This window comes from Rhodococcus sp. NPDC003383 (assembly GCF_053589115.1).
The window spans coordinates 1-20,875 of sequence record NZ_JBSFRG010000031.1 but is presented as its reverse complement, the minus strand read 5'-3'; the positions used below and the strand labels follow the sequence as shown (position 1 = coordinate 20,875).

The window sequence follows — 20,875 nt, the reverse complement described above, 5'->3', positions numbered from 1 at the left end:
CTGACGTCCCCGGCGATTGCGGCGTGTGATCCAGCTTACGGTCCTTCGAGCGTAGGCCGGGTGGGCGGCCGGGGCACCGGGTCGACGGGTAGGTCCGGTACCTACCCGATCGGGTAGGTACCGGCGAAGTCGGGAGCGGCCTCGGGCTCAGTCGCCGAGCCTGCGGCTGATCTTGTCGACCTTCCGGCCCACCGCCAGGATCGCCCTGAGAACGTCCTCCAGTTCCGGGCCTTCGACGTGGCTCGTCGGGGGATTCACCGGCCCCACACCGCCCGGTAGGCCACCATCGGGCACTTCGACCAGGTCGAATGCCCATTTGCGGATGATCTCGACCAGGACCTCCGGATGTGCGATCAGGTCCAGGGTCGGGCCGTGTTCCCTGATGATCTGCTGAACTACGCGACGTTCTCGGTCCGACACAGCCACGGCGCTACCTCTCACTCGGCGGGATTCGTCGTCGTCGGCGCCTCACGCACCCACGTGGTCAGGATCGTCTTGACTCGCCGGGCAGGTCGCGCGGTGTGCCGCATCCGCTGATCGACGGATCCGTCCGGCAGGAGATTCGGCCAGGCGAGCAGTCTCCCCGCGCGCGGCCGGAATCGTTCTCGGAGGACCGGGAACCAGGTGCTTCCCCCCGACTGCGAGTCACTGAGGTAGATCAGCACGGACACCGACCGTTCACCCCACCGGTCTCCGGAGAAGTAGCCGCTGTCGTAGTGCTCCTCGAAGCGCTCTCCCGCCCGGTACCGCACGATCTGCCAGGGTTCGAAACGATCGGCGGGGACCCCGAAGTCGCCGGCCAGTCTCGCCTCGACCCGCCTGAGCAGTTCGCGCGCTTCGTCGCTCAGCCAGGTCTCGTCGGTGGTCGAACTGGTGCGATCGATCGAAAGCCCGGTGAATCGCCGCCCCTCGGCGTCGCGGCGGAGCACCGAACTCGGCCGCCAATAGGTGAACCGGAGATCGTCGCCGATGAGGGCGCACTCGTCGGCGTCGAGAAACTCGTCGACGCACGTCACCGTTCCCGGGCGAAGTGTGACAGCGGTGTCGATCATGACGTCACCAGGGTCAGGCTGACGTGTGATTCGAATGCGGAGACGTCCGCGGGCGAGACCTCGCCGTCACCGGTGAGGTAGCGCCGAAGTGCCTCGAGCGATCGCTCCTGACGTTCGTCGTATCCGCCGTGGTCGGACCAGTGCGTCCGCCGGGTGTCGCGTTCGTACGCGTGCCAACCGATCACCCGGTGCGGGTGGAAGAGTCGATATCCGGCGGCGAAAGCCCGGACGCTGGTGAGCACCTCGTCGCCGAAGAAGTACACCCCGGGGTCGAACCGCACTTCCTCGTTGTAGCGGCCGTCGGCGAGCAGGAAGTGCAGGGACGCGAAGTCCGCGGGCGCGGGAGCCCCGAGTTCCGGGAAGCCCAGCATTGCCGCACCCCGCAGCCGGGTGAGCACACCTCGGTCGCGCAGGTACGGGTAGATCCGGAGCGGGCGCATCCCCCGGCAGCGGTCGTCGTCCGGACTGTACGCGGGCAGATACCCCGTGAGAATCGGCTTCGCGATCCCGGCCGCGCGCAGTCCTTCCAGCATCCCCACCGCCGTTTCGTCCCAGCCGGCGGCGAATCGGTGGTGGGAGTCGATCAGCAGGGTGTAAGGCTCGTCCTTCCACGCACCCTGCAATCGTCGTCGAGCCCAGTTGCAGCCCTCGCTCCTGCTCGCCGCGATCTCGTCGATCTCCAACCCGGGAAGCGCCACGACGTCGTCGGGCAGCACGTCGTCCTCGGTCCGCTGCCACATGACCCGGACCCGCAGCCGCTCGGGGTGCGCTGCCTGCGCATACAGGTCCCGCAGGGTGGGCCCGAGCTCCCGATCCCGATAGGCCGGTACCTGCACGTAGAGCGCCGGTTCGCGGCAACCTCCCGGCCACCCGGGTGGTGCCGGCGTCATCCCTGGGCACCCATGACCGCGCCCTCCCGGCGCGGATCGGCACCGCCGACCCAGCCGGTGTCCGTACGCCACAGTGCACTGAGGCCGCTGGACTGGGGCGCGACCGACACCTGGTGCCCGCGTTCGCGCAGGGCGGCGACGAGCGGGTCGCGGGCGCCGTCGTCGGACCCGTCGATCGCGGGATGTTCCCCTCCGACACCGGTGACCGGGGTGTTCGCGGCGCCGAACGAGACGGCGGACACCGCCTGCTGTGGGTCCAGACCCCAGTCGAGCATGTTCACCAGGGTCTTCACCACGAACTGGATGATCACCGAGCCGCCGGGCGAGCCGGTCACGAGCACCGGTGCGCCGCGGGCGCCGTCGGGGGTGCGCTCGAACACGAGGGTCGGCGACATCGAACTGCGCGGTCGCTTGCCGGGCTCCACCCGGTTCGCGACCGGCGTGCCGGTCTCGTCGACCGGCTCGGCCGCGAAGTCGGTGAGCTGGTTGTTCAGCAGGAATCCGTCGACCATGTGGAACGAACCGAACGCCGATTCGATGGTCGTGGTCATCGCGGCGACGTTCCCGTAGCGGTCGGCGACGGAGATGTGACTGGTGCCGTGCTCGGGGACCTGCGGTGGTGCCCCGATCGGGACGGGCCCGAAGTCACCGGGCCGGGCGGTGCCCATGCTGCGGTTCGGGTCGATCAGCGCGGCCCGTTCCTTCAGGTAGGTCTCGTCGAGCAGGGTCTCGGGTGAGCCACCGGGCAGCGGCACGAAATCGGAGTCCGCGACGTACTTGTCGCGATCCGCGTACGCGAGCCGTTCGGCCTCGGCGATCAGGTGGACGGCCTCCACGTCCGGGACACCGCCGTTCGCGTCGACGTCGGCCGGCGGGAAGGCCGACAGGTCGAAGTTCTCGAGGATGCCGAGGGTCGCGGCGACCGCGATGCCGCCGGACGACGGGTTCGGCATCCCGCAGATCTCGTAGGACCGGTAGGGGGTGCACAGCGCGGTTCGCTGCTTCGCCCGGTACCCGGCGAGGTCGTCGACGGTCATCTCTCCGGGGGTCCGCCCGCCGGAGGTCGTGTCGACGGCGTCGACGATCGCGGTCGCGATGGCACCGGTATAGAAGGCGTCCGCCCCACCGGCGGCGATCGCCCCGAGGGTCTTGCTCATCGCCGGGTTGGTCAGCACGGTGCCTTCGGTCTTGGGAGCGCCGTCCGCTTCGAGGAAGTACGCGGCGGCCGCCTCGTCCCGGGCGAGGTCGGCGGCGGAGTCCGCGATCGACTGCGCGAGCCGATCGCTGATCTCGATACCGTCGTCGGCAAGCGTCACCGCCGGTTCGAAAAGCTGTGCCCAGTCGGTCTTTCCGTGGTCGCGATGGACATCCTCGAGCATCCGGAGCACGCCGGGCACGCCGATGGAACGGCCGCTGGCGCGGGCGTCGGGCTGCGGTTCGGTGCGGTCGGTGTCGCTGATCCAGCGCAGATAGTTCTCGGTGGCCGCTGCCGGCGCGGTCTCCCGGCCGTCGTACGCCTGGACCTGCCCGGTCGCCGCGTCGAAGTACATCAGGAACGCGCCGCCCCCGATACCCGAGGACTGCGGCTCCACCAGGCCAAGCACGGCCTGGGCGACGACCAGCGCGTCCGCTGCGGTGCCGCCGTCGCGCAGCACCTCGCACGCCGCCTCCGTCGAAATCGGATTGGCGGTCGAGACCGCGAACTCTCCGGCATTCACCGCGACCATCCCGTCGCGATATCCGGTGGCGATCTCCGGGTTGGTGGACAGGTCGCGATCGGTTTCCTGCGGCGCCGGCGGTGCCGTGAGCGGTGTGCCGTTCGGTGCCGCGGTGCACGCCGCGGAGGTGTCCTGCGCGTCGCCCACCGCCGACGTGCACGCTCCGAGCACTCCGACGGCGGCCACCGCGGCGATTGCGGCCCGGACACCCGGGCGGACCTCGGCTGGCGTCCTCACCCGTTCGACGCTAACAGCGGCCGGCCGGTCGCCGGGGCGGTTCGGCGCGCACGCTCACAGATCGAACTTGGCGGCGTACCGGACCAGCCTCTCGATGTGGTCGCGGGCGGCGTGCAGATCGAGACGGGCGTCGCTGAGCAGGTCCAGCATCTCCCGCCGCGCGGACTCGCCGGCCCCGTGCATGTCCTCCCGGTCGAATACCTCGAGCGACTCGACGAGGTCGCCGACCCGCCGGTCGAGTGCACCGAGGTCGTGCCGCAGTGACTCCGCTCGCTCGGCCACTGTGCGGTCGGTCATCGCAATTCCCCCCGCCCAACTGGTGTACCAGGGTGTGCCTGCACCGTATCCCCCGGACCGGTCCCCCGTACCCGAAACCGGATGAGGGGCACATTCACCCGGAATGCGGCGGGGTCAGCGCAGGGCGTGGCCGAGTTCGGCGGCGCGGTCGAGCAGTTGCGCGCCGTCGCGGGCGACCACGACCCGGTCGCACACCTCCGCGTAGTCGGGCATCGCGCACGTCGCCTGCTGCCAGTACCGTTCCGGTTCCGGGGTGATCCAGGCTAGGCGGTGCACGCGGCGGCGCAGGTCCGCGAGCCGGTCGGCGCGCGCGGGCAGGCCGTTGCAGCGACCGTCGCCGACGACGAGCACCGAGGTGCGCGCATCGAGGAGACCGGCGTGGTCGGTGAGCAGTTCGTCGAAGACCCGTCCGTAGTCGCTCGACGCCTCGAGGTCCACGGCCGGGTGTGCCAGTACCCGTGCCAGCGCGCCGTCGCCGCCACCGGCGAGCAGTTGCTGTGTCACCTCGACGGGCCGGTCGACGAACGCGACGACGCGGCACCGGTGCGCCCGGCCGTGCATCGCCTGGGCGAGACGCAGCGTGAACGCGGTGACCGGCCGCACCGACAGCGACACGTCGGCGAGGACGAGCAGCCGCACCCGGTCCGGCCGGGGTGAGCGGACGACAAGGTGGAACGGCACCCCCTCGGTGCGCATCGATCCGCGGACGGTGCGGCGCAGGTCGAGGCGGCCGCGGGCCCGCTCGCGCGGCCGGGGACGGGCCGGGCCGCGCATGCGGCGCAGCACCTCGTGGCAGGCCAGGTCGATCTCGGCGCGGTGCGCGGCGGTCGGGTCGACCGGTGCCTCGGACGGATCGTCCGCCGGCGCTTCGACGGTCTGCGCGAGCGCCGCGACGAACGCCTCGACGGCCTCGACGAGCCGGTTCAGTTGTGCCTCGGTGAGCTGTTCGTCGGCGGTGTCGCCGCCGTAGGCGCGGTGCGGATCGTAGGCGTCGAGCCACGCCAGGATCGACGTCGGATCGTCCCACGACAGCGAACCCGACACGGCCGCACCGGGATTCGCCGACAAGTCGCCGACCGTCGCGGTCGCGGCCCGGTCGACGTCGACGGTGTAGGTGACGCCGCGGCGCCCCGAATCGGCGCCGGTGTCGACGGACAGATCCGCGTCCGCCGAGGTCATCGACACATCGTCGTCGTCCTTGTGCGGGTTGAACCCCTTGTCCGCCTCGGGGGTGTCGAACAGGTCGCCGACCTCCGCGGCGCGCTCGTTGTACTCCGCGTAGCGGGCGAGTTGCTGTTCGTCGTCGATTTCCAGTGCGGCGGGCAGGGATTCCGCGAACTGCGCGCGCAGGGGCCGGCTGTCGTCGCCGCCGGCGTCGGGGCCGGTGGTGAGGAACAGGGCGTCGAAGGCACGGTCGAACCCGGCCTGTTCGTGGGCGTACTTCGCGCACACCGCCCGCAGCGCCGCGCGCAGGACGTCGCGGTCGTGGGCACCGATGAGGCCGAGAACCCTTCGTATCTCGATGGTTTCGGCGGGCGATGCGGCGACCCCGTGGCGTCGCAGCAGTCGCGCGAACACGGCCGCGACCACGTCGAGCGGATACGCGGGGCGGCGGGCGTCGAGGTCGCTCACGCGCACGGTGTCACCGCCTCGCGCCGACACGGGCGGTGTCCCGCCCTCCCCCACCGCGACCGCGGAACACCGCGGTGGTGGTGTTCGCCGGCCGGGACGCGACCGTGACCCGTTCGGCCGGTGGCACGTCGGCGACCGATTCCTCGGGGTCCGGTGTGCCGTCGAGCCGGGTCCGGGCCAGGGTGACGTCGCCGGTGTACTTGAGCAGCGCCGCGAGCAGGACGTCGCGCACGTGCCGGATCGAGCCGTCCCCGGCGTGCGCGCTCAGGACGGTGGCCGCGCGGGCGGCGTCGATGACCTCGGAGATGGACGGGCTCTTGCGCAGCGGCATCTCGCGGAGGGTACGAGCGAATTCGACGACCTCCGCGGCGGTCGCGGCCGGCACCTCGGGAGCGCGGGCGGTGACGATCTCGCGTTCGCGTTCGGGCGTCGGGTAACCGACGTGGTAGTGCAGGCAGCGGCGTTTGAGCGCGGCGGACAGTTCGCGGGTGTCGTTGGAGGTGAGGATCACCCAGGGCGCGGAGCGTGCGGTGAACGTGCCGACCTCGGGGATGGTGATCTGGCGTTCGGCGAGGATCTCGAGCAGCAGCGCTTCCATGGATTCCTCGGTGCGGTCGACCTCGTCGACGAGCAGGACCACCGGCTCGGGCGAGATCACGGCCTCGAGCAGCGGGCGGACGGCGAGGAAGCTCTCGGAGTACAGTCCGAAGTCCTGCTCGGCGAGGAAGCGGGAGGCGTCGGCGAGGTCCGGGTACGCGGCGAGCCGGTCGCCGATGCGGTCGCGCAGCATCTGCACGTGCAGCAACTGTTTGGCGTAGTCCCATTCGTACAGGGCACGGCTGTCGTCGAGGCCCTCGTAGCACTGCAGCCGCACGAGTTTGCGTCCGCCGGCCGCGGCGAGGGCCTTGGCGAGTTCGGTCTTGCCGACCCCGGCGGGTCCTTCGAGCAGCAGTGGCCGGTCGAGGACGGTGGCCAGGTGCACGACGACCGCGAATTCGTCGTCGGCGATGTAGTCGTGGCGGCGCAGCGCGTCCTTCAGTGCGGCACTGTCGGCGAAGGCGGTCATCGGTACTCCTGTCGCGCGGTGAGAACGCGCCCGGGGCAGGGCAGGGGAACGCCGCCCCGGGCGCGAGATCGGTCGGTCCGTCGGACCGGTGGATGCAGGGTCAGTAGGACCGGTTGATGCAGTGGTCGACGACCGGGATCATCGACTCGACCGTCACCTCGCGCGGGTTGCCGGGGGTGCACCAGTCGCCCTGGATGTGCTCGGAGATGGCGCGCACGGTCTTCTCGTCGCCGCGGATCGTGTCGCCGCGACCCGCGTACTTCTTGGTGTTCATCTGGTTCTTCTCGTACGAGTCGGTGCGCACGGACCCGAAGTTGTCGGGGATCCCGACGTCCTTGGCGAGCCGGATCGCGGCCTCGACCGCGGCGTCGGCGGCCTGCACGGTGGTCATGTTGCGGGTGTCGACGCCCATCGCGGTCGCGATGCGGGCGTAGTGCTCGTAACGGGAGGGCAGGTTGTACTCCCACACGCGCGGCAGCGCGATCGCGTTGTTGAGGCCGTGGTGGCTGTCGAAGAACGCCGAGACGGCGTGCGAGATCGAGTGCACGATGCCCAGGCCGCCGGAGTTGAACGCCTGCGCGGCGATGTACTGGGCGTTCATCATGCCTTCGCGGGCCTTGAGGTTGCGCGGCTCGAAGACGGCCTCGCGCAGGTTCTTCGCGACCAGTTCGATCGAGTAGAGCGCGTTGCCCAGCGACGGCGCGAAGTCCAGGCGCGAGACGTACGGCTCGGAGCCGTGGGCGAGGACGTCGAAGCCGCAGTAGGCGGTGAAGTGCTGGGGGCAGCTGTAGTACAGCAGCGGGTCGTCGATGGCGAGGGTGACGATGGTGGCCTCGTCGAAGCCGACCCACTTGTGCGGGTGATCCATGTCGGAGGTGTCGGTGATGACGTACGCCCAGGACGTCTCCGAGCCGGTGCCGGCGGTCGTGGAGACGGCGATGTGCGGCGGGTTCTCCTTGTTCGTGGACTTCGCGAAGCCTTCGAACTCGTTGATGTTGCGGCCGTCGTGGGCGATGACGACGCGGGCGCCCTTGGCGGCGTCGTGGCTCGAGCCGCCGCCGACGGAGATGATCGAGTCGCACTTCTCCTGCTGGTAGAGGGCGGCGGCCTCCATGACGTTGTAGTCCTTGGGGTTGGACTCGACCTTGTCGTAGAGGACGACCTCGACCCCCTGGTATTCGATCTTGCCGATCAGTTCCTCGATGATGCCGGAGCCGCGCAGACCCGTCGTCATCAGCAGGGCACGCTTGAATCCGAGGTTCTTGGCTTCGACACCGATGATGTCGTGTGCGCCCACACCCATCAGTGCGCGCGGGAACGGATGGAACTCCTTGATCGGGAAGTCCCAGATCTGATTGAGCTCGATGGCCATCGTGTCTCTCCTCGGTCGCCGGGTGGCTCACGGTTGTGACCCACATCTCATCCGGGGTCCACCGTGGCCGACGCCCGCCCGCCGGTGAAGAGCTACCGGCCGGAACCGTCCGGTTTACGCACCGAAGCCGTCCGGTCGAGTGCGGCCACCTGCCCGATCGGGCAGGGTGCATGTCCCGCCGACCGGGATGCGGCGACGTCGATGCCACGGGGTGCCCGGTACCGTTTCCTTGTCGCCTGGTCCGGCTGCTACCCTTGAACTAGAACACGTTCTAGATTGGTTCGGCTGAGTGGGCGGCGACCGCACCACATGTTCAAGGCCCGGCTGTTCCGAGGCCCAGCTGTTCGAAAGCGCAGCCTGCACGACGAGAGGACGAAACACCCCATGACGACAGTCGAGGTGCCGCACGGCTCACGATCGGTGATTCTCACCGTCTCAGCCGTCATCGAGGAGACGTCCGACGCACGCTCGCTGGTCTTCGACGTACCCGCCGACCTGCGGGACAAGTTCGCGTACAAGCCCGGGCAGTTCCTCACCCTGCGCATCCCCAGCGACCTCACCGGCTCGGTGGCACGCTGCTACTCGCTCGCGAGCTCGCCGTTCACCGACGACTCTCCCAAGGTCACCGTCAAGCGCACCGTCGACGGCTACGGCTCGAACTGGCTGTGCGACAAGATCTCCGCCGGCGACCGCATCGAGGTGCTCCCGCCGTCCGGCGTGTTCACCCCGAAGTCGCTCGACCAGGACTTCCTGCTGTTCGGCGCCGGCAGCGGCATCACCCCGGTCATCTCGATCCTCAAGTCGGCGCTGACCCAGGGCAGCGGCCGCGTCGTGCTCGTCTACGCCAACCGCGACGAATCGTCGGTCATCTTCGCCGAGGAACTGCGCGCCCTGGCCGACAAGTACCCGACGCGCCTGACCGTCGTGCACTGGCTCGAATCCGTGCAGGGTCTGCCCACGGCCGACCAGCTCGCCGCGCTCGCCGCCCCGTACACCGGGTACGAGGCGTTCATGTGCGGCCCCGGCCCGTTCATGGACACCGTGCACGCCGCGCTGCACGCCGCGGGTATGGAGCGCAGCCGGGTCCACGCCGAGGTGTTCAACTCGCTCGCCGGTGATCCGTTCGCCGACGTCGCGCCGGTCGAGGTCAGCGACGAGGAAGCCGCCGACGCCGCGACCGTCGAGGTCGAGCTCGACGGCGAGACCCACACCCTGACGTGGCCGCGCAAGCAGACGCTCGTCGACATCATGCTCGCGAAGGGCATCGACGTGCCCTACTCGTGCCAGGAAGGCGAGTGCGGTTCGTGCGCGTGCACCGTCCTCGAGGGCGAGGTGGAGATGGAGCACTGCGACATCCTCGACCCCGAGGACATCGAGTCCGGTTACATCCTGGGCTGCCAGGCCAAGCCGGTCAGCGACAACCTCAAGATCCAGTTCTGACACGCTGAAGCGCTGAGACGGCGGGCGCCCGGGTGTCCGCCGGCTCAGCGCAGTGCCCGCAGCCGGGCCCGTTCGGCCGGCTCGAGGTGCTCGGTCGCGTAGCTCAGCGCGGTGCGGCCCATCGCCGCGGCGTGGACGTCGAGAAAACTCACCAGCAGCGCGCGGTCGACGCGTTTGCCGACCTCCCGCAACATCCACCCGGTCGCCTTCTGGATCAGGTCCCGCCGGTCGTCGAGTACTCGCGCGGCCAGCGTCAGCGTCGGTTCGGCCTCCCCTGCCTTGACGAACGCGAAGGTCGCGAGCAGCCCGGCCCGGCGGCGCCACAGGTCCGGGTCGTCGACGAGTTCGGTCAGCAGCCCGGCCCGGTCGGGATGCTCGCGCACCCATTCGCCGACGATGCGGTCCGCCGACGAGTCGACCAGATCCCAGTTGTTCACGCGACCGCGGTTCAGTGCGTCGAGGTAGCACTCGACGATCCGGTCCCGGGCGTCGCGGTCGCGGGCGAACCGGTCGGCGAGGATCAGCAGTCCCGCCAGGCGGTGTTCGTGGATCGGGCTGTCGAGCAGGGCCCGCGCCTCGGCGATCGGCAATGTCCGGAAGCGGCGGACGACCGCCCGTGTCTGCGGGACCCGCAGCCCGAGGAACTCGTCGCCCTCCCCGTATTCGCCCGGTCCGGTCTTGAAGAACCGGCGTAGGTGCGCGGCCGCGGCCGGGTCGGCGAGGGCGTCGAGGGCGACCCGCACGTCTTCGGCGCTCTTCTCATCGGTCACGGCTGACGAGAGTACGGCGTCCGCACCGGCGCGCCTTCCGATCGGCCGCACGAGCCGGAATTCGCTCATCCTGCAGCGTGGGCGGATTCCGAATCATGTGGCGGATCGACCCGGATCGGGGCCGTTGTCACGCCCACCGACCGCCAGATGACGATCCGGCAAAAACGCGCCCTGACCTGGGGAGCAGCGTTACCGCACCGCAACCGTCGGACATCTTGACCGACCGGTCGATCAGACCTATACCGAAAGACGGAAGGACACACTCTCACGAGGAGGCTCACCATGTTCTCCGACAGCCGGCTGCAGGACTATGTGGCCGTGGTTCTGGGCGTCTTCGCCGCCCTGTCGCCGTTGTGGCTGGACACCAACGACGCGGCCATGTGGTCGCTGATCGTTCTCGGTGTGCTGGTCGCATTGTGCGGCATTGCGCAGATCGCACGGCCGACGATGGCCGCGATCGACTACGCAATGGGTGTCTTCGGTGTGCTGATGTTCCTGTCCCCTTGGGTCTTGGGATACACCGAGTACACGGGCGCCTCGTGGACCGCGTGGATCGTCGGTGTTCTCACCGTCGTCGTCGCCGTCGCGGCCCTGCCCGTCATGAACGCTCGCATGCACGGAGGCGGACTGGCGACCCATCACTGATCCGCACCTGATACCGGGACCCGGGGCGAGCGGCCGACGTGCCCTCGCCCCCTCTCGGATCACCGAAGGTGGTGCGCAGGTGAGTACACACGTTCCCCGGCGACGCCGGCGCCGCCCGCAACAGGACGGCGAGGCCCGCACCCGCATCCTCGATGCCGCCGAAAAGCTGTTCGCGACCCACGGTTTCGACGCAACCGCCACCGCGTCCATCGCTGCGGCGGCAGACGTGCCGAAAGGCCTGATCTTCTACTACTTCCCGACCAAGGAGGCCATTCTCGAAACACTCGTCGCCGAACGAATGCCGACCGAACCCATCGACGACGTGAACGCGCTGGTCGAACCCGGCGACCCGGCCGCCAGCCTCGTGAACCTCGACACCGCGCTGAACCTGCGCGACCACCGGTCGTCGGTGCTGCGGGTGATCATCTGGCGCGAGGCCGACACCCATCCGGACATCCGGTCCCACCTGTACCGGCTGCGCTCGCACCTGCACGACATCACCGTGCGGCTGCTGCAGGCCAGCGCCCCCGGCCCGGTGCAGCCGGGCACCCTGCGGGCCTGCGCGACCGCGTGGGTGTCCGCGATGTTCTCGGCGGCCAGCACCGACCGGTGGCTCGACCTCGACGGACTGCCCCGCAACCGCGAGGACCTGCGTACCGTCGCCCGGGTCATCGCGGCCGGGATGACCGGAATGGGGAAGCTCTCGTTCGGATGAGCGGTCAGCCGACGGCGTCACCGGCGGGGGCGAGCAGGATCCTCCCGGCTTCGAAGGCCCGGGCCCCCGCCGGCAACGCTCCCGGTTCACCGCTGAGGAACACCTCGACGCGGCCCGCTCCGCGATCCTCCCGGCCGAGCGCATCGATGCGGCGCAGGGTCTGGCGGGCGACGGCCTCGGCGCTGTCGAACAACCGCACACCGGCGGGCAGCTGCGCCGCGATCGAGTCGGCGACCAGCGGATAGTGCGTGCAGCCGAGCACGACCCCGCTGACGTCGGCCGGGGTGCGCTCGACCGCGGAGGCGATGGCCGCTGCGGCGCCCGCCCGGTCGCCGCGGTCGATGGCGTCGGCCAGCCCGTGACACGCGACGCCGACGACTTCGCTGCCGTTCGCGAACTGCGCGATGAGATCGGCCTGGTAGCTGCTGGCGGTGGTCGCGGCGGTCGCCCAGATCGCCACCGAGTCGCACACCGCCGCGGCCGGTTTGATCGCCGGGACCGTGCCGACCACGGGAACGCCGTCGCCGAGGTCGCGGCGGACCTCGTCGAGGGCGGTGACCGAGGCGGTGTTGCACGGCAGCACCACCACGTCGGCGCCGCGCCGGACCGCGCGCCGCGCGGTGGTGACGACCCGCTCGATCACCCAGTCCCGCGGCTTCGGGCCCCACGGCGCTCCGGCCGGGTCCATCGACAGCATCAGATCCAGGTCGGGCCGCAATCGGCGCAGCCACGCCGAGGTCGGCAGCAAACCGAATCCCGAGTCGATGAGCGCAACGATCACCGTACGAATTTAGCGCGCGACGCCGATGCGGCGGGCGGGGGCGGGCACAGGACGTGCCCGATCACGAGGTCGGTGCGAGCATCTCCTCGATCGGAGCACCCGCCGCGATCTTCGCGCGCGTCTTCATCACCCGGGCCGGCAGACCACCGCCGACCACCCCGACGAGTCGGCCGTCCCGCTCGTAGTAGACGAGGAACTTACGGCCGTCGTCGTGCACCACGTGCACGGTGTCCTGAGCCGACACCGCGCCCAGACCCTGGATCTTCACGTCGTACTGGTCGCTCCAGAAGTACGGGACCTGAGCAGCCCGGTCGCCGTCGGCGCCGAGCAGCGCCTTCGCGAGCACGGCGGCCTGCTCCCCTGCGCTCGTCCAGTGCTCGACCCGCTTCCGGCCGCCCTCGGGCAGCTGCCAGGACGCGACGTCGCCGACCGCCCACACGTGATCGGCGGAGGTGCGGCCCACGATGTCGCACACCACGCCGTTGTCGACGGTCACACCCGAACCGTCCAGCCACTCGGTGACCGGGACCGATCCGATACCGAGGACCACCAGGTCCACCGCGACCTCGGTGCCGTCCCCGAGGACCGCGCCGGTGACCCGGTCGTCGCCGCGCAGCTCGGTGAGCCCGACCCCGGAGCGCACGTCCACACCCTCGGCGGTGTGCAGGCGCTCGACGAACCCGCCGACCTCGGCACCGAGCACCGACGCGAGCGGTGTGGGCTGCGGCTCCACGAGCACGACGTCCATGCCGCACGCCCGCAGGCTCGCCGCGACCTCGCAGCCGATGAAACCGGCGCCGACGATCAGGGCCGTGCCGCCGGGGCGGATGTCGGCGCGCAGACCCACACTGTCCTCGACGGACCGCAGCACGTGCACTCCGGCGAGCTCGGGCAGGCCGGGGATGCGGCGGGGACGCAGACCCGTCGCGACGACCAGCTCGTCGTAGCCGAGCGAGGTGCCGTCGGCCAGCGCGACGGTGCGCGCGGCGTCGTCGAGCGACTCCACCGCGACGCCGAGCCGCAGGTCGATGCGCTGCTCGTCGAAGAACTCGCGCGGCCGCAGCGTCGTGTCCTCGCGTTCGCCGCGGATCACGTCCTTCGACAGCGGCGGGCGGTCGTAGGGCAGGTGCGGCTCCGCACCGACCAGGACGATCTCACCGTCGAATCCGGCCCGCCGCAGCTCCTCGGCGGTCCGAACCCCGGCCAGACCGGCGCCGACGACGACGACCCTCCCCGTCCCGCCCTCGGTCACATGATCAGTCGACACGTATTCATCCTTCGATAGTGGTGACGCCGGTCACCCTCGATACCGTTCAACTTTTCTACCAAACGGTGATCACGGGCGACAGTCCTACGCTTCGGCAGCCGGTCCGGGAAACACCGCCCCACGCGCGTCCCATCCGGTCCCGGGAGTCACTAGAGTCGAGGACAACGTGCAGACAACGGAGTCGACCACGGACACACCGGCAGCGCTTCCGAGGAGTCCTTCATGACCAGCGACAGCGGCGCAGGAATCAGCCGCGTACAGTTCGGCGCCGGCGTCTCGCCCGGCCCCGTCGACACACAGGGCCGCACGATCATCGCCGACGCCGTCGTCGCCAAGATCGCCGGCATCGCCACCCGCGAGATCAGCGGCGTGTTCGACGTCGGCGCCGGCACCACCCGCGTCGTGGGGGCGCTGCGCGACCGGATCCCCGGCGCGCGCATCAACCACGGTCAGGGTGTCGCCGTGGAGGTCGGTGAGAAGCAGGCCGCGATCGACATCGGCATCATCGCCGAATACGGCGTGGCACTGCACGAACTCGCGGTCGCCATCCGCCACAACGTGATCGGCGCGGTCGAACGGATGACCGGTCTCGAAGTCACCGAGGTCAACATCACCGTGTTCGACGTCGTGCTGCCCGACGAAGCCGCCGGTCTCGTCGACGACGCCAAGCCGCGAGTGCAGTGACGATCGCCGGGACGCCGCCCACGGCGGAACTTGCCGAACGCGTCGCCGAGGCCGCGCTCGCGGTCCCCGGTGTCGCGGGACTGCACGGTGGCGTCTTCGGCGAGATCGCGACCTATCTGCCCGGCCGGCGCATCGAGGGCATCCGGATCGGCGCGGACCTGTGCGCGGTGCACATCGTGGCCCGCTACCCGGCGGATCTGCCCGCGGTCGCCGAGGCGGTGCACGCGCGGATCGCCCCGATGGTCGCGGTGCCGGTGCAGGTGACGATCGAGGATCTGCAGACCGACGAGCACACAGAGCCCTACGAGCGCACAGAGGCGGCACCGTGAACCACACGCCCATCAACAACACCGTCATCGGTCTCCTCGCCGGACTGCTGCTGGCCATCGCGGGCATCATCGGCGGATTCAGCGGCCTGCTGTTCGCGGTACTGCTCGGCGCCCTCGGCATGGCGATCGGCGCACACCGCGACGGCCTGCTCGACCTCGGTGCCCTGCTCAGGAGCCGGGGTCGTGGCTGAGCAGCACACGCAGACCGCGGCCGAGCCGCACACACAGACACCGGCCGAGCCCGCACCGGAGGACACCCGCGGCCACCGCGGTTCGCTCCTCATCAAGGACCGCGCGGTCGCGCGGATCGCCACCGCCGCAGCGCTGCAGGTTCCCGGTGTGGTCCGGCGCAGCAGCGGTCTGAGCCTCCTCACCGGCCGTGAACTGCCGCGCGCCGACGTGACCACGGGCGGCAACGCCGTCGCCGTCAACCTGTACGTCGCCGCCGAATGGCCGTACGACGCGGCGATGCTCACCCGCCGCGTGCACGATTCGGTGGAACGGCAACTGCGCGAACTCACCGGCCTGTCCGTGCACGAACTGAACGTGGTCGTCGCCGCCACGGCCGTCCCCGAGGACGCGGACAGCGACGCGGCGATTCCCGTCGAGTATCTCGAATCGGACATCGTCGCCGGCCGTACGGAACCACGCACCCCCGTTCCCGTCGTCGCGCCGCTGCCGCCGCTCGCCTACCCGGCCGCTGCTCCCGCGGCGGCGCTCATCGCCGTCGCGGCGCTGATCCTGGCGTTCACCGCCGCGCGGGAGCTGCTCATCGTGCGGGGCACCTACGGCGGCGCACCGTGGCTGCGGAACTCCTTCGAGTGGTTCGGGCGGCTGCACTGGGAGCCGTGGATCCCCGTGGCCGCCGCGGCGTGCGTCGCCGTCGGGGTCGTGCTACTCGCGGTCGCCTGCAAACCGCGGCGCCGCACCCACCTGCCGTTGCAGGTCGCCGGGCCGGTCGCGACGGTGTGGATGCGGCGCACCGACCTGGCCCGCATGTGCAGTGCCCACGCGTCGTCCCTGAGCGGGGTGGCGACCGCCCGCACCGTCGTCGACCGGCGCCGCGCCGTCGTCCGGATCACCGTGGAGGACGAAACCCCGGTCGCCGATCTCACCGCCGCGGTCCGGGCCGCGGTGGAACCGAACCTGGCCCTGCTCGCGGAGCCGATCCCCCTCGTCGTGAAGGTGAACCGGTGAAACTGCGCACCGTCCTGGTCAATCGGTTCGTGACGTTCGCCGTCGGACTCGCGCTGCTCGGCCTGGGGGCGTTCGCCCTGGCCTGGGTGGGCCGGGTGCCGTTCACCCGCGACTCCCTCGCGCGGCTCGACCGGCCCCGCGTCATCGACGTGCCCGACCAGCCGTGGTGGACGGCGGCGCTGTGGGGCGCGGTCGCGGTGGGCCTGACCGTCGGAATCGTGCTGCTCGTGGTGAACCTGTCGCGGCGCCGCACCTCCACCGTGCAGCTCTACGACCAGGTCACGGACGCGACGCTCGGCGTCGAACTCGGCCCCGTCGCCGACGGGGTCGCCGCCGAACTCGCGGCGCTGCCGGGGGTGCGGTCGGTGCGGAGCCGGGCGGTCGTCGAGCGGCATCTGCCGACCCTGTCGGTGACGGTGCACGCCGACCCGAACATCGACGTCGCCGAGTTCACCGCGAGCGCCGAGGACACCGCGCAGCGCGCGGCCCGGGCGCTCGGCGGGGCACGGGTCGCCACCCAGGTGCTGCTGCACCTGGACCCGGCCACCGAGATCCGTTAGGACACCGTCAGAACATCACCCCGGCGAACGGCGCCTCAGAACATCACCCCGGCAAACGGCGCCTCAGTGGTCGCGAACAACCGCTCGAGCTGCGGCAGCGCCGAGTCGTCGTGCACACGGACCAGTCCGGCACGGTCGAGCCGGTGCCATCGGGTTCCGCCGAGCAGCGCCGCGGCAAGCGTCGCGACCTCCACCTCCACCTGCGGTGCGGCGTCCGTGCGGCCGCTTCCGGTCGCGGCGATCCGATAGGTGCCGGTGTTCTCCGGCAGCAGCTCGTCGACGACCCCGATCCGCACCGCGGCGTCCCCGTCGAAGACCCGGTGATCCAGCGCGGCGGGTACGTCGAGGATCCGCAGCCACGTCTCGTCGTCGGCGCTGCGCAACCGCACCGCGCGCCGGTCGGTCAGGAGCCACGGCAGCGGATCGTCCTCCGGCACGGCGCTGAACACGAGGATGTCGACCAGATCGAGCGCGAGCAGGAACCGGAGCAGTCCCAGATAGGCGGTGCGGGTCGGGGCGTAGAAGTCGTCGACGACGACGGTGCGGTCGCGGCCGCCGAACCAGCGGTCGGTGCCGATCGGCCGGTACCGGACGAACCCGTCCTCCGAACCCGGATCACCGTGGACAGCAACATAATTCGGCCCGCTACCGGCCTGTGCCATCAACTCGCGACCGCGCCACCACAGCGGGATGCGGTCGATGGTGCCGGGCCGTGTCGACGGGTGCGTGTCGACGATCCGCGGCAGCACGTCCCACACCGCACCCGGCTCGAGCAGCCGCACCGGTCCTCCCCCGGCCACCGACGGAAGCAGTCGCGCTCGCCGCACGTCCAACTCGAGGGTGTGCGACGTGCTCGCCACCCCGTACCCGAAGCGGCCGTAGATGGTCGCCTCGGAGGCGCGCAGGGTCGCGACCACCTCGCCGCGGTCGCGGGCGTCGTGCAACTGGTGACGCATCAGCGCGGTGAGCACCCCGCGCCGGGTGTGGGTGGGCAGGACCCCGACGTGGGTGACCGCGGCATGCGGCACCCTCCGGCCACCGGGCAGGATCAGGCCGCTGGTCGCCGAATCCGCGGTCCCGACCATGACGCCGTCGACGAATGCGCCGAGTGTGCGCCCTGGTTCGAGCAGTTCCCGGATCTGCCCCGGCTCGTACGGGGGCACGGCGGGCAGGCCGACCATGGCGGTGCGGAACAGGTTCGACGATGCGATGAGATCGGGTTCGGTGTCGAGGACGCGAATCTCGGGCATGGCGGCAGCCTACGGATCGCTCATCCCCAGACGGCCATCACCGTGCACGCGGCGGCGACCGCCACCACCGTCACGAGATCCCCGATTCCCAGACGCGGCCGGGTCCGCACCACGGTCCGCTGCCCCCGGACCGCCAGTGCGTCGCCGAGGTCGCGGACCTGACGCAGCGACACCGACACGACGGCTCCGACGGCGTCGACGACCTGGTGCCACAGCCCGCGCGGGGTCGGCACACCGGGGCGGCCGCGCAGCGCACGGGCCGCGAAGACCATGCGCAACTCCTCCCGGATGGACGGCAGCACGCGCAGCGCGAGGGTGCACGTGGTCACCCATTCGTCGACCGGGCACCGCAGCAGCCGCAGCGGCGCGAACAGCACCGGGAGGGTGTCGACGATGTCACCGAGCCGGGTCGTCCACCCCACCAGCGACGCGCAGACCAGCAGCGCCAGGCCCACCAGGACCGATCGCACATACGGGTCGAGGCCCCCGCCGAACGAGCTGAGCACGGCGAAGAACCCGAGGGACGCGAACACCCACCACGGGACGGTGGGCACCGCGCCGCGCGGGATCCGCGCCACGGTGATCGCCGTCGCGAGGACGACGGCCAGCACCAGCAGGCCGGTCCACGACGGCACGAACGCGACCGTCACCGCCAGCGCGGAGGCGGCGAGGAGTTTGGTGCCGGCCCACAGCCGGTGCACGGGCGTTTCACGTGGCACCGGGCGCAGCAGGATCAGGGGACGCCGGGTGCTCCGGTTCGGGCTTCGCGCGCCGGTGCGTCTCATGCCGCCACCGTCCGGTCGTCGACGATCGTGCCGGCATCGAGCACCACGGTGCGCGAGCACACCGCTTCCATGCCGTGCAGGTCGTGGGAGATGACCACGATCGTCATGTGCTCGGTCTCGCGCAGGTACCCGAGGAGTCCGACGAGCTCGTGGCGGCCGGCGTCGTCGAGCCCGGCGAGCGGTTCGTCGAGCACCAGCACGCGCGGGGCGCGGGTGAGTTGTGCGGCGATCGCGACGCGCCGCATCTCGCCGCCGCTGAGCCTGTCGACGGCACGGTCCACCAGGTGCGTGCCCAGGCCGACGCGTTGCAGCACCGCGGCCACGTACGGGCGGTCGATGTAGTCGAGGCCGGCGACGTCGCAGATCTCCTCGGCGACGGTGGGTCGCTGCAGCTGCAGTCGCGCCTGCTGGAACACCAGTCCGATGTCGCCGCGCAGATCGGCGGTCGGGGTGCCCTTCAGCGTGCAGGTGCCGGCGGTGGGCCGGTGCAGTCCGGCCAGTACCCAGGCGAGGGTCGATTTGCCGGAGCCGTTCGCACCCACCACGAGCACCCCCTCGCCGCGACCGACCGTCAGCGTCACGTTCCGCAGCGCGGTGTGCGCCCAGGGGGTCCGGGCGGCGTAGGTGTGGGTAACATCGCGGAGTTCGAGGATCGGGTCGACGACGGCCGGTGGGGTCGCCACCGTCACGGCCCGGGCGGTCCGCGCGGGCGCGGGAACGAGTCGCCCGCGGTCGAGGTGGACGACGCGACGAGCCGTGGCCGCTTCCCCCTCGACGTGGGTGACGAGCACGACGGCCGTGCCGTCGCGGGCGATGCCGGCGAGCAGGTCGAGCAGGGCGCCGCGGCTCGCGTCGTCGACCATCGCGGTGATCTCGTCGGCGATCAGCAGGGCCGGGCGGCGGGCGAGCGCACCGGCGAGCGTCAGCCGCTGCAACTGCCCGCCGGACAGGTCCTCGGTGGGACGGTCCGCGAGCCCACCCAACCCGACCCTCTCGAGCAATGCGTCGACGTCGACGGTGCCGTCGGCATCGTCGAGTCCCCAGCGCACGTCCTCGGCGATCGTGCGGCCGAGGATCTGGGATTCCGGGTGCTGGAAGACCAGTGCCGTGCCGCCCGGGGCACCGAGACCGACGTGGCCGGGACGGTCGACGAGACCGGTTGTCGGGTCGAGTCCGGCGAGGATCCGCGCGAGGGTGGACTTGCCCGAGCCGTTGGCTCCGACCACCGCGACGAAGTCCCCGGCGGTGATCGTCAGATCGATGTCGGTGAGCGCGTCGGTGGTGGCTCCCGGGTAGCGGTAGGTGACCGACCGCAGGTGCACGGGCAGCGGTGCCGGTTCCGCCTGGGCCGTGGCCGGCCATTCGGTGGGCGGGCTGCTCCACCGCGTGCGCAGCGCGATCGTGCGGAAGATCCCGAAGCTGAGCAGTGCGCTGCCGACGATGCCGACGACCGTGGCACCGCCGATCCACAGCCACCAGTACTCGACGAGGAAATCGGCGGTGCGGGTGAAGGCGTCGACGAATGCCTGTCCCGCACCGGCTGCCCGGAATGCCCGCAGGGCGCCCTGCAGCGAGGCGGCGAGAGAGTCGAGCAGCAGGATCCGGGTCCGTTCGAACAACAGCAGCATCCCGACGGTGAATCCCGCGAGCACGAGCCCGATGGGGATCGACCCGGCGAACACCACGAAGCCCGCGTTCCTGCCCCAGCGGCGTTCGGCATATCCGACGAGGATTCCCACGCCGACGAGGACGAGCAACATCACGACCCCGAACGGGCCGCCGGCGATCAGGGCTACGACGCTCGCCGCGACGGTCGCTGCGATCGCGGACCGCATCCGGTTTCCTGCGGCGAGGAATGCGATCGGCAGGGTGATGAGAACCTGCGCGGCTCCGACCGGGATGAACCCGGTGACGACGGTGACGACGGCTGTCAGTGCTCCGAACACCGCCGCGGCCGCGATCTCGAACGGCCGCAGCGGGCCTCTTGCTGTCGTGGTTCCGGCGCGCACCGCTCCCAGTGTGCCAGCCACGCCGCGGCCCCGAACCGCCCGCCGGGGCGATCCACGCGGCGAGTGCGAATCCGCTCACGCTGTACGTTGGTTGCCAGGATGGTCGTGAGACACCCGGCAACCAACGCGGGGAACGGACACAGAGATGATCGACATCCCGATCGGACGGACTGCTACCG

The 20,875-nt window shown here is 70.8% G+C and carries 22 protein-coding genes; 8 read left to right on the top strand and 14 right to left on the bottom strand.

Translation table 11 applies throughout. The features are described from left to right. Window positions 1-147: 147 nt before the first annotated feature. The 8 genes from ACWDTS_RS22765 to mdo form a co-directional block, all read right to left on the bottom strand. The gene (locus ACWDTS_RS22765) at window positions 148-426 is read right to left on the bottom strand and encodes a hypothetical protein (RefSeq protein ID WP_248675891.1); all 279 of its coding nucleotides are present in this window, start codon (window positions 424-426) and stop codon (window positions 148-150) included. 11 nt (window positions 427-437) lie between these two features. Beyond that, the gene (locus tag ACWDTS_RS22760) at window positions 438-1,052 is read right to left on the bottom strand and encodes a 2OG-Fe(II) oxygenase (RefSeq protein WP_450119080.1); all 615 of its coding nucleotides are present in this window, start codon (window positions 1,050-1,052) and stop codon (window positions 438-440) included. After that, window positions 1,049-1,942 carry a GlcNAc-transferase family protein gene (locus ACWDTS_RS22755; RefSeq protein WP_450119079.1) on the bottom strand — a complete coding sequence of 298 codons (894 nt, stop codon included), beginning with the start codon at window positions 1,940-1,942 and terminating at the stop codon, window positions 1,049-1,051. Before ACWDTS_RS22755 ends, ACWDTS_RS22760 begins: the two co-directional genes overlap by 4 nt. Beyond that, window positions 1,939-3,897 (bottom strand): gamma-glutamyltransferase, encoded by a 1,959-nt coding sequence (gene ggt / locus ACWDTS_RS22750; RefSeq protein ID WP_450119078.1) that lies wholly within the window; start codon window positions 3,895-3,897, stop codon window positions 1,939-1,941. Before ggt ends, ACWDTS_RS22755 begins: the two co-directional genes overlap by 4 nt. A 54-nt stretch (window positions 3,898-3,951) precedes the next feature. Next, on the bottom strand, window positions 3,952-4,194 hold the full coding sequence (locus ACWDTS_RS22745; RefSeq protein WP_197257263.1) for a hypothetical protein: 243 nt from the start codon (window positions 4,192-4,194) through the stop codon (window positions 3,952-3,954). Window positions 4,195-4,308: 114 nt separating this feature from the next. Next, window positions 4,309-5,826, bottom strand: a complete 1,518-nt coding sequence (madC, locus tag ACWDTS_RS22740) for a MadC family VWA domain-containing protein (protein WP_450109633.1) — start codon at window positions 5,824-5,826, stop codon at window positions 4,309-4,311. Between the two features lie 10 nt (window positions 5,827-5,836). Next, window positions 5,837-6,892 (bottom strand): MadB family AAA-type ATPase, encoded by a 1,056-nt coding sequence (locus ACWDTS_RS22735; RefSeq protein WP_197257259.1) that lies wholly within the window; start codon window positions 6,890-6,892, stop codon window positions 5,837-5,839. Window positions 6,893-6,992: 100 nt separating this feature from the next. Next, entirely contained in the window at window positions 6,993-8,264 is a 1,272-nt protein-coding gene (gene mdo / locus ACWDTS_RS22730) for an NDMA-dependent methanol dehydrogenase (RefSeq protein WP_248675886.1), read from the bottom strand. A gap of 384 nt (window positions 8,265-8,648) precedes the next feature. On the opposite strand from mdo, the gene ACWDTS_RS22725 reads away from it, so the two are divergent. Beyond that, the gene (locus ACWDTS_RS22725) at window positions 8,649-9,704 is read left to right on the top strand and encodes a 2Fe-2S iron-sulfur cluster-binding protein (RefSeq protein ID WP_450109632.1); all 1,056 of its coding nucleotides are present in this window, start codon (window positions 8,649-8,651) and stop codon (window positions 9,702-9,704) included. A gap of 44 nt (window positions 9,705-9,748) precedes the next feature. Here ACWDTS_RS22725 and ACWDTS_RS22720 read toward each other — a convergent pair whose 3' ends face one another. Then, window positions 9,749-10,474: a DNA alkylation repair protein gene (locus ACWDTS_RS22720; RefSeq protein WP_450109631.1), complete on the bottom strand. Its 726-nt coding sequence runs from the start codon at window positions 10,472-10,474 to the stop codon at window positions 9,749-9,751. Between the two features lie 282 nt (window positions 10,475-10,756). Here ACWDTS_RS22720 and ACWDTS_RS22715 point away from each other — a divergent pair, with 282 nt between their 5' ends. Beyond that, window positions 10,757-11,119 carry an SPW repeat domain-containing protein gene (locus tag ACWDTS_RS22715; RefSeq protein WP_197257255.1) on the top strand — a complete coding sequence of 121 codons (363 nt, stop codon included), beginning with the start codon at window positions 10,757-10,759 and terminating at the stop codon, window positions 11,117-11,119. A gap of 79 nt (window positions 11,120-11,198) precedes the next feature. Beyond that, a complete protein-coding gene (locus tag ACWDTS_RS22710; protein ID WP_197257253.1) occupies window positions 11,199-11,834 on the top strand; it encodes a TetR/AcrR family transcriptional regulator in 636 nt (211 codons plus the stop codon). Window positions 11,835-11,838: 4 nt separating this feature from the next. Here the strand turns inward: ACWDTS_RS22710 and ACWDTS_RS22705 are convergent, their stop codons facing one another. Continuing rightward, a complete protein-coding gene (locus ACWDTS_RS22705) occupies window positions 11,839-12,615 on the bottom strand; it encodes a glutamate racemase (RefSeq protein WP_248675884.1) in 777 nt (258 codons plus the stop codon). Window positions 12,616-12,676: 61 nt separating this feature from the next. Beyond that, entirely contained in the window at window positions 12,677-13,882 is a 1,206-nt protein-coding gene (locus ACWDTS_RS22700; protein WP_450109630.1) for an NAD(P)/FAD-dependent oxidoreductase, read from the bottom strand. A gap of 222 nt (window positions 13,883-14,104) precedes the next feature. Between ACWDTS_RS22700 and ACWDTS_RS22695 the strand changes: the two genes are divergently transcribed. The 5 genes from ACWDTS_RS22695 to ACWDTS_RS22675 are packed head-to-tail and all read left to right on the top strand — an operon-like array spanning window position 14,105 to window position 16,652. Next, a complete protein-coding gene (locus ACWDTS_RS22695) occupies window positions 14,105-14,566 on the top strand; it encodes an Asp23/Gls24 family envelope stress response protein (protein ID WP_197256541.1) in 462 nt (153 codons plus the stop codon). Between the two features lie 2 nt (window positions 14,567-14,568). Continuing rightward, complete coding sequence (locus tag ACWDTS_RS22690; protein ID WP_197256553.1) at window positions 14,569-14,895, top strand: Asp23/Gls24 family envelope stress response protein; 327 nt, start codon at window positions 14,569-14,571, stop codon at window positions 14,893-14,895. Between the two features lie 11 nt (window positions 14,896-14,906). Beyond that, the gene (locus ACWDTS_RS22685) at window positions 14,907-15,086 is read left to right on the top strand and encodes a DUF2273 domain-containing protein (RefSeq protein WP_197256555.1); all 180 of its coding nucleotides are present in this window, start codon (window positions 14,907-14,909) and stop codon (window positions 15,084-15,086) included. Beyond that, window positions 15,079-16,092, top strand: a complete 1,014-nt coding sequence (locus ACWDTS_RS22680) for an Asp23/Gls24 family envelope stress response protein (RefSeq protein WP_248676691.1) — start codon at window positions 15,079-15,081, stop codon at window positions 16,090-16,092. Before ACWDTS_RS22685 ends, ACWDTS_RS22680 begins: the two co-directional genes overlap by 8 nt. Further along, window positions 16,089-16,652, top strand: a complete 564-nt coding sequence (locus tag ACWDTS_RS22675; protein ID WP_197256545.1) for an Asp23/Gls24 family envelope stress response protein — start codon at window positions 16,089-16,091, stop codon at window positions 16,650-16,652. The genes ACWDTS_RS22680 and ACWDTS_RS22675 overlap by 4 nt, the downstream gene beginning before the upstream one ends. A 35-nt stretch (window positions 16,653-16,687) precedes the next feature. On the opposite strand, the gene ACWDTS_RS22670 is transcribed toward ACWDTS_RS22675, so the two are convergent. From ACWDTS_RS22670 to ACWDTS_RS22660, 3 genes are read right to left on the bottom strand one after another with little or no spacing between them, the layout of a single operon-like run. Beyond that, window positions 16,688-17,902, bottom strand: coding sequence for a GNAT family N-acetyltransferase (locus tag ACWDTS_RS22670; RefSeq protein WP_450119077.1), 1,215 nt, complete (start codon window positions 17,900-17,902; stop codon window positions 16,688-16,690). A 20-nt stretch (window positions 17,903-17,922) separates the two neighbouring features. Continuing rightward, the gene (locus tag ACWDTS_RS22665) at window positions 17,923-18,687 is read right to left on the bottom strand and encodes an energy-coupling factor transporter transmembrane component T family protein (protein WP_450119076.1); all 765 of its coding nucleotides are present in this window, start codon (window positions 18,685-18,687) and stop codon (window positions 17,923-17,925) included. After that, a complete protein-coding gene (locus ACWDTS_RS22660; protein ID WP_450119075.1) occupies window positions 18,684-20,717 on the bottom strand; it encodes an ABC transporter ATP-binding protein in 2,034 nt (677 codons plus the stop codon). The genes ACWDTS_RS22665 and ACWDTS_RS22660 overlap by 4 nt, the downstream gene beginning before the upstream one ends. Window positions 20,718-20,875: the final 158 nt, after the last annotated feature.

Bases quoted from the DNA above. Each gene is read 5' to 3' on its own strand.
- ACWDTS_RS22760 (WP_450119080.1), bottom strand. From the start codon at position 1,052: ATGATCGACACCGCTGTCACACTTCGCCCGGGAACGGTGACGTGCGTC.
- ACWDTS_RS22755 (WP_450119079.1), bottom strand. From the start codon at position 1,942: ATGACGCCGGCACCACCCGGGTGGCCGGGAGGTTGCCGCGAACCGGCG.
- ACWDTS_RS22745 (WP_197257263.1), bottom strand. From the start codon at position 4,194: ATGACCGACCGCACAGTGGCCGAGCGAGCGGAGTCACTGCGGCACGAC.
- ACWDTS_RS22735 (WP_197257259.1), bottom strand. From the start codon at position 6,892: ATGACCGCCTTCGCCGACAGTGCCGCACTGAAGGACGCGCTGCGCCGC.
- mdo (WP_248675886.1), bottom strand. From the start codon at position 8,264: ATGGCCATCGAGCTCAATCAGATCTGGGACTTCCCGATCAAGGAGTTC.
- ACWDTS_RS22725 (WP_450109632.1), top strand. From the start codon at position 8,649: ATGACGACAGTCGAGGTGCCGCACGGCTCACGATCGGTGATTCTCACC.
- ACWDTS_RS22715 (WP_197257255.1), top strand. From the start codon at position 10,757: ATGTTCTCCGACAGCCGGCTGCAGGACTATGTGGCCGTGGTTCTGGGC.
- ACWDTS_RS22695 (WP_197256541.1), top strand. From the start codon at position 14,105: ATGACCAGCGACAGCGGCGCAGGAATCAGCCGCGTACAGTTCGGCGCC.
- ACWDTS_RS22670 (WP_450119077.1), bottom strand. From the start codon at position 17,902: ATGCCCGAGATTCGCGTCCTCGACACCGAACCCGATCTCATCGCATCG.
- ACWDTS_RS22665 (WP_450119076.1), bottom strand. From the start codon at position 18,687: ATGAGACGCACCGGCGCGCGAAGCCCGAACCGGAGCACCCGGCGTCCC.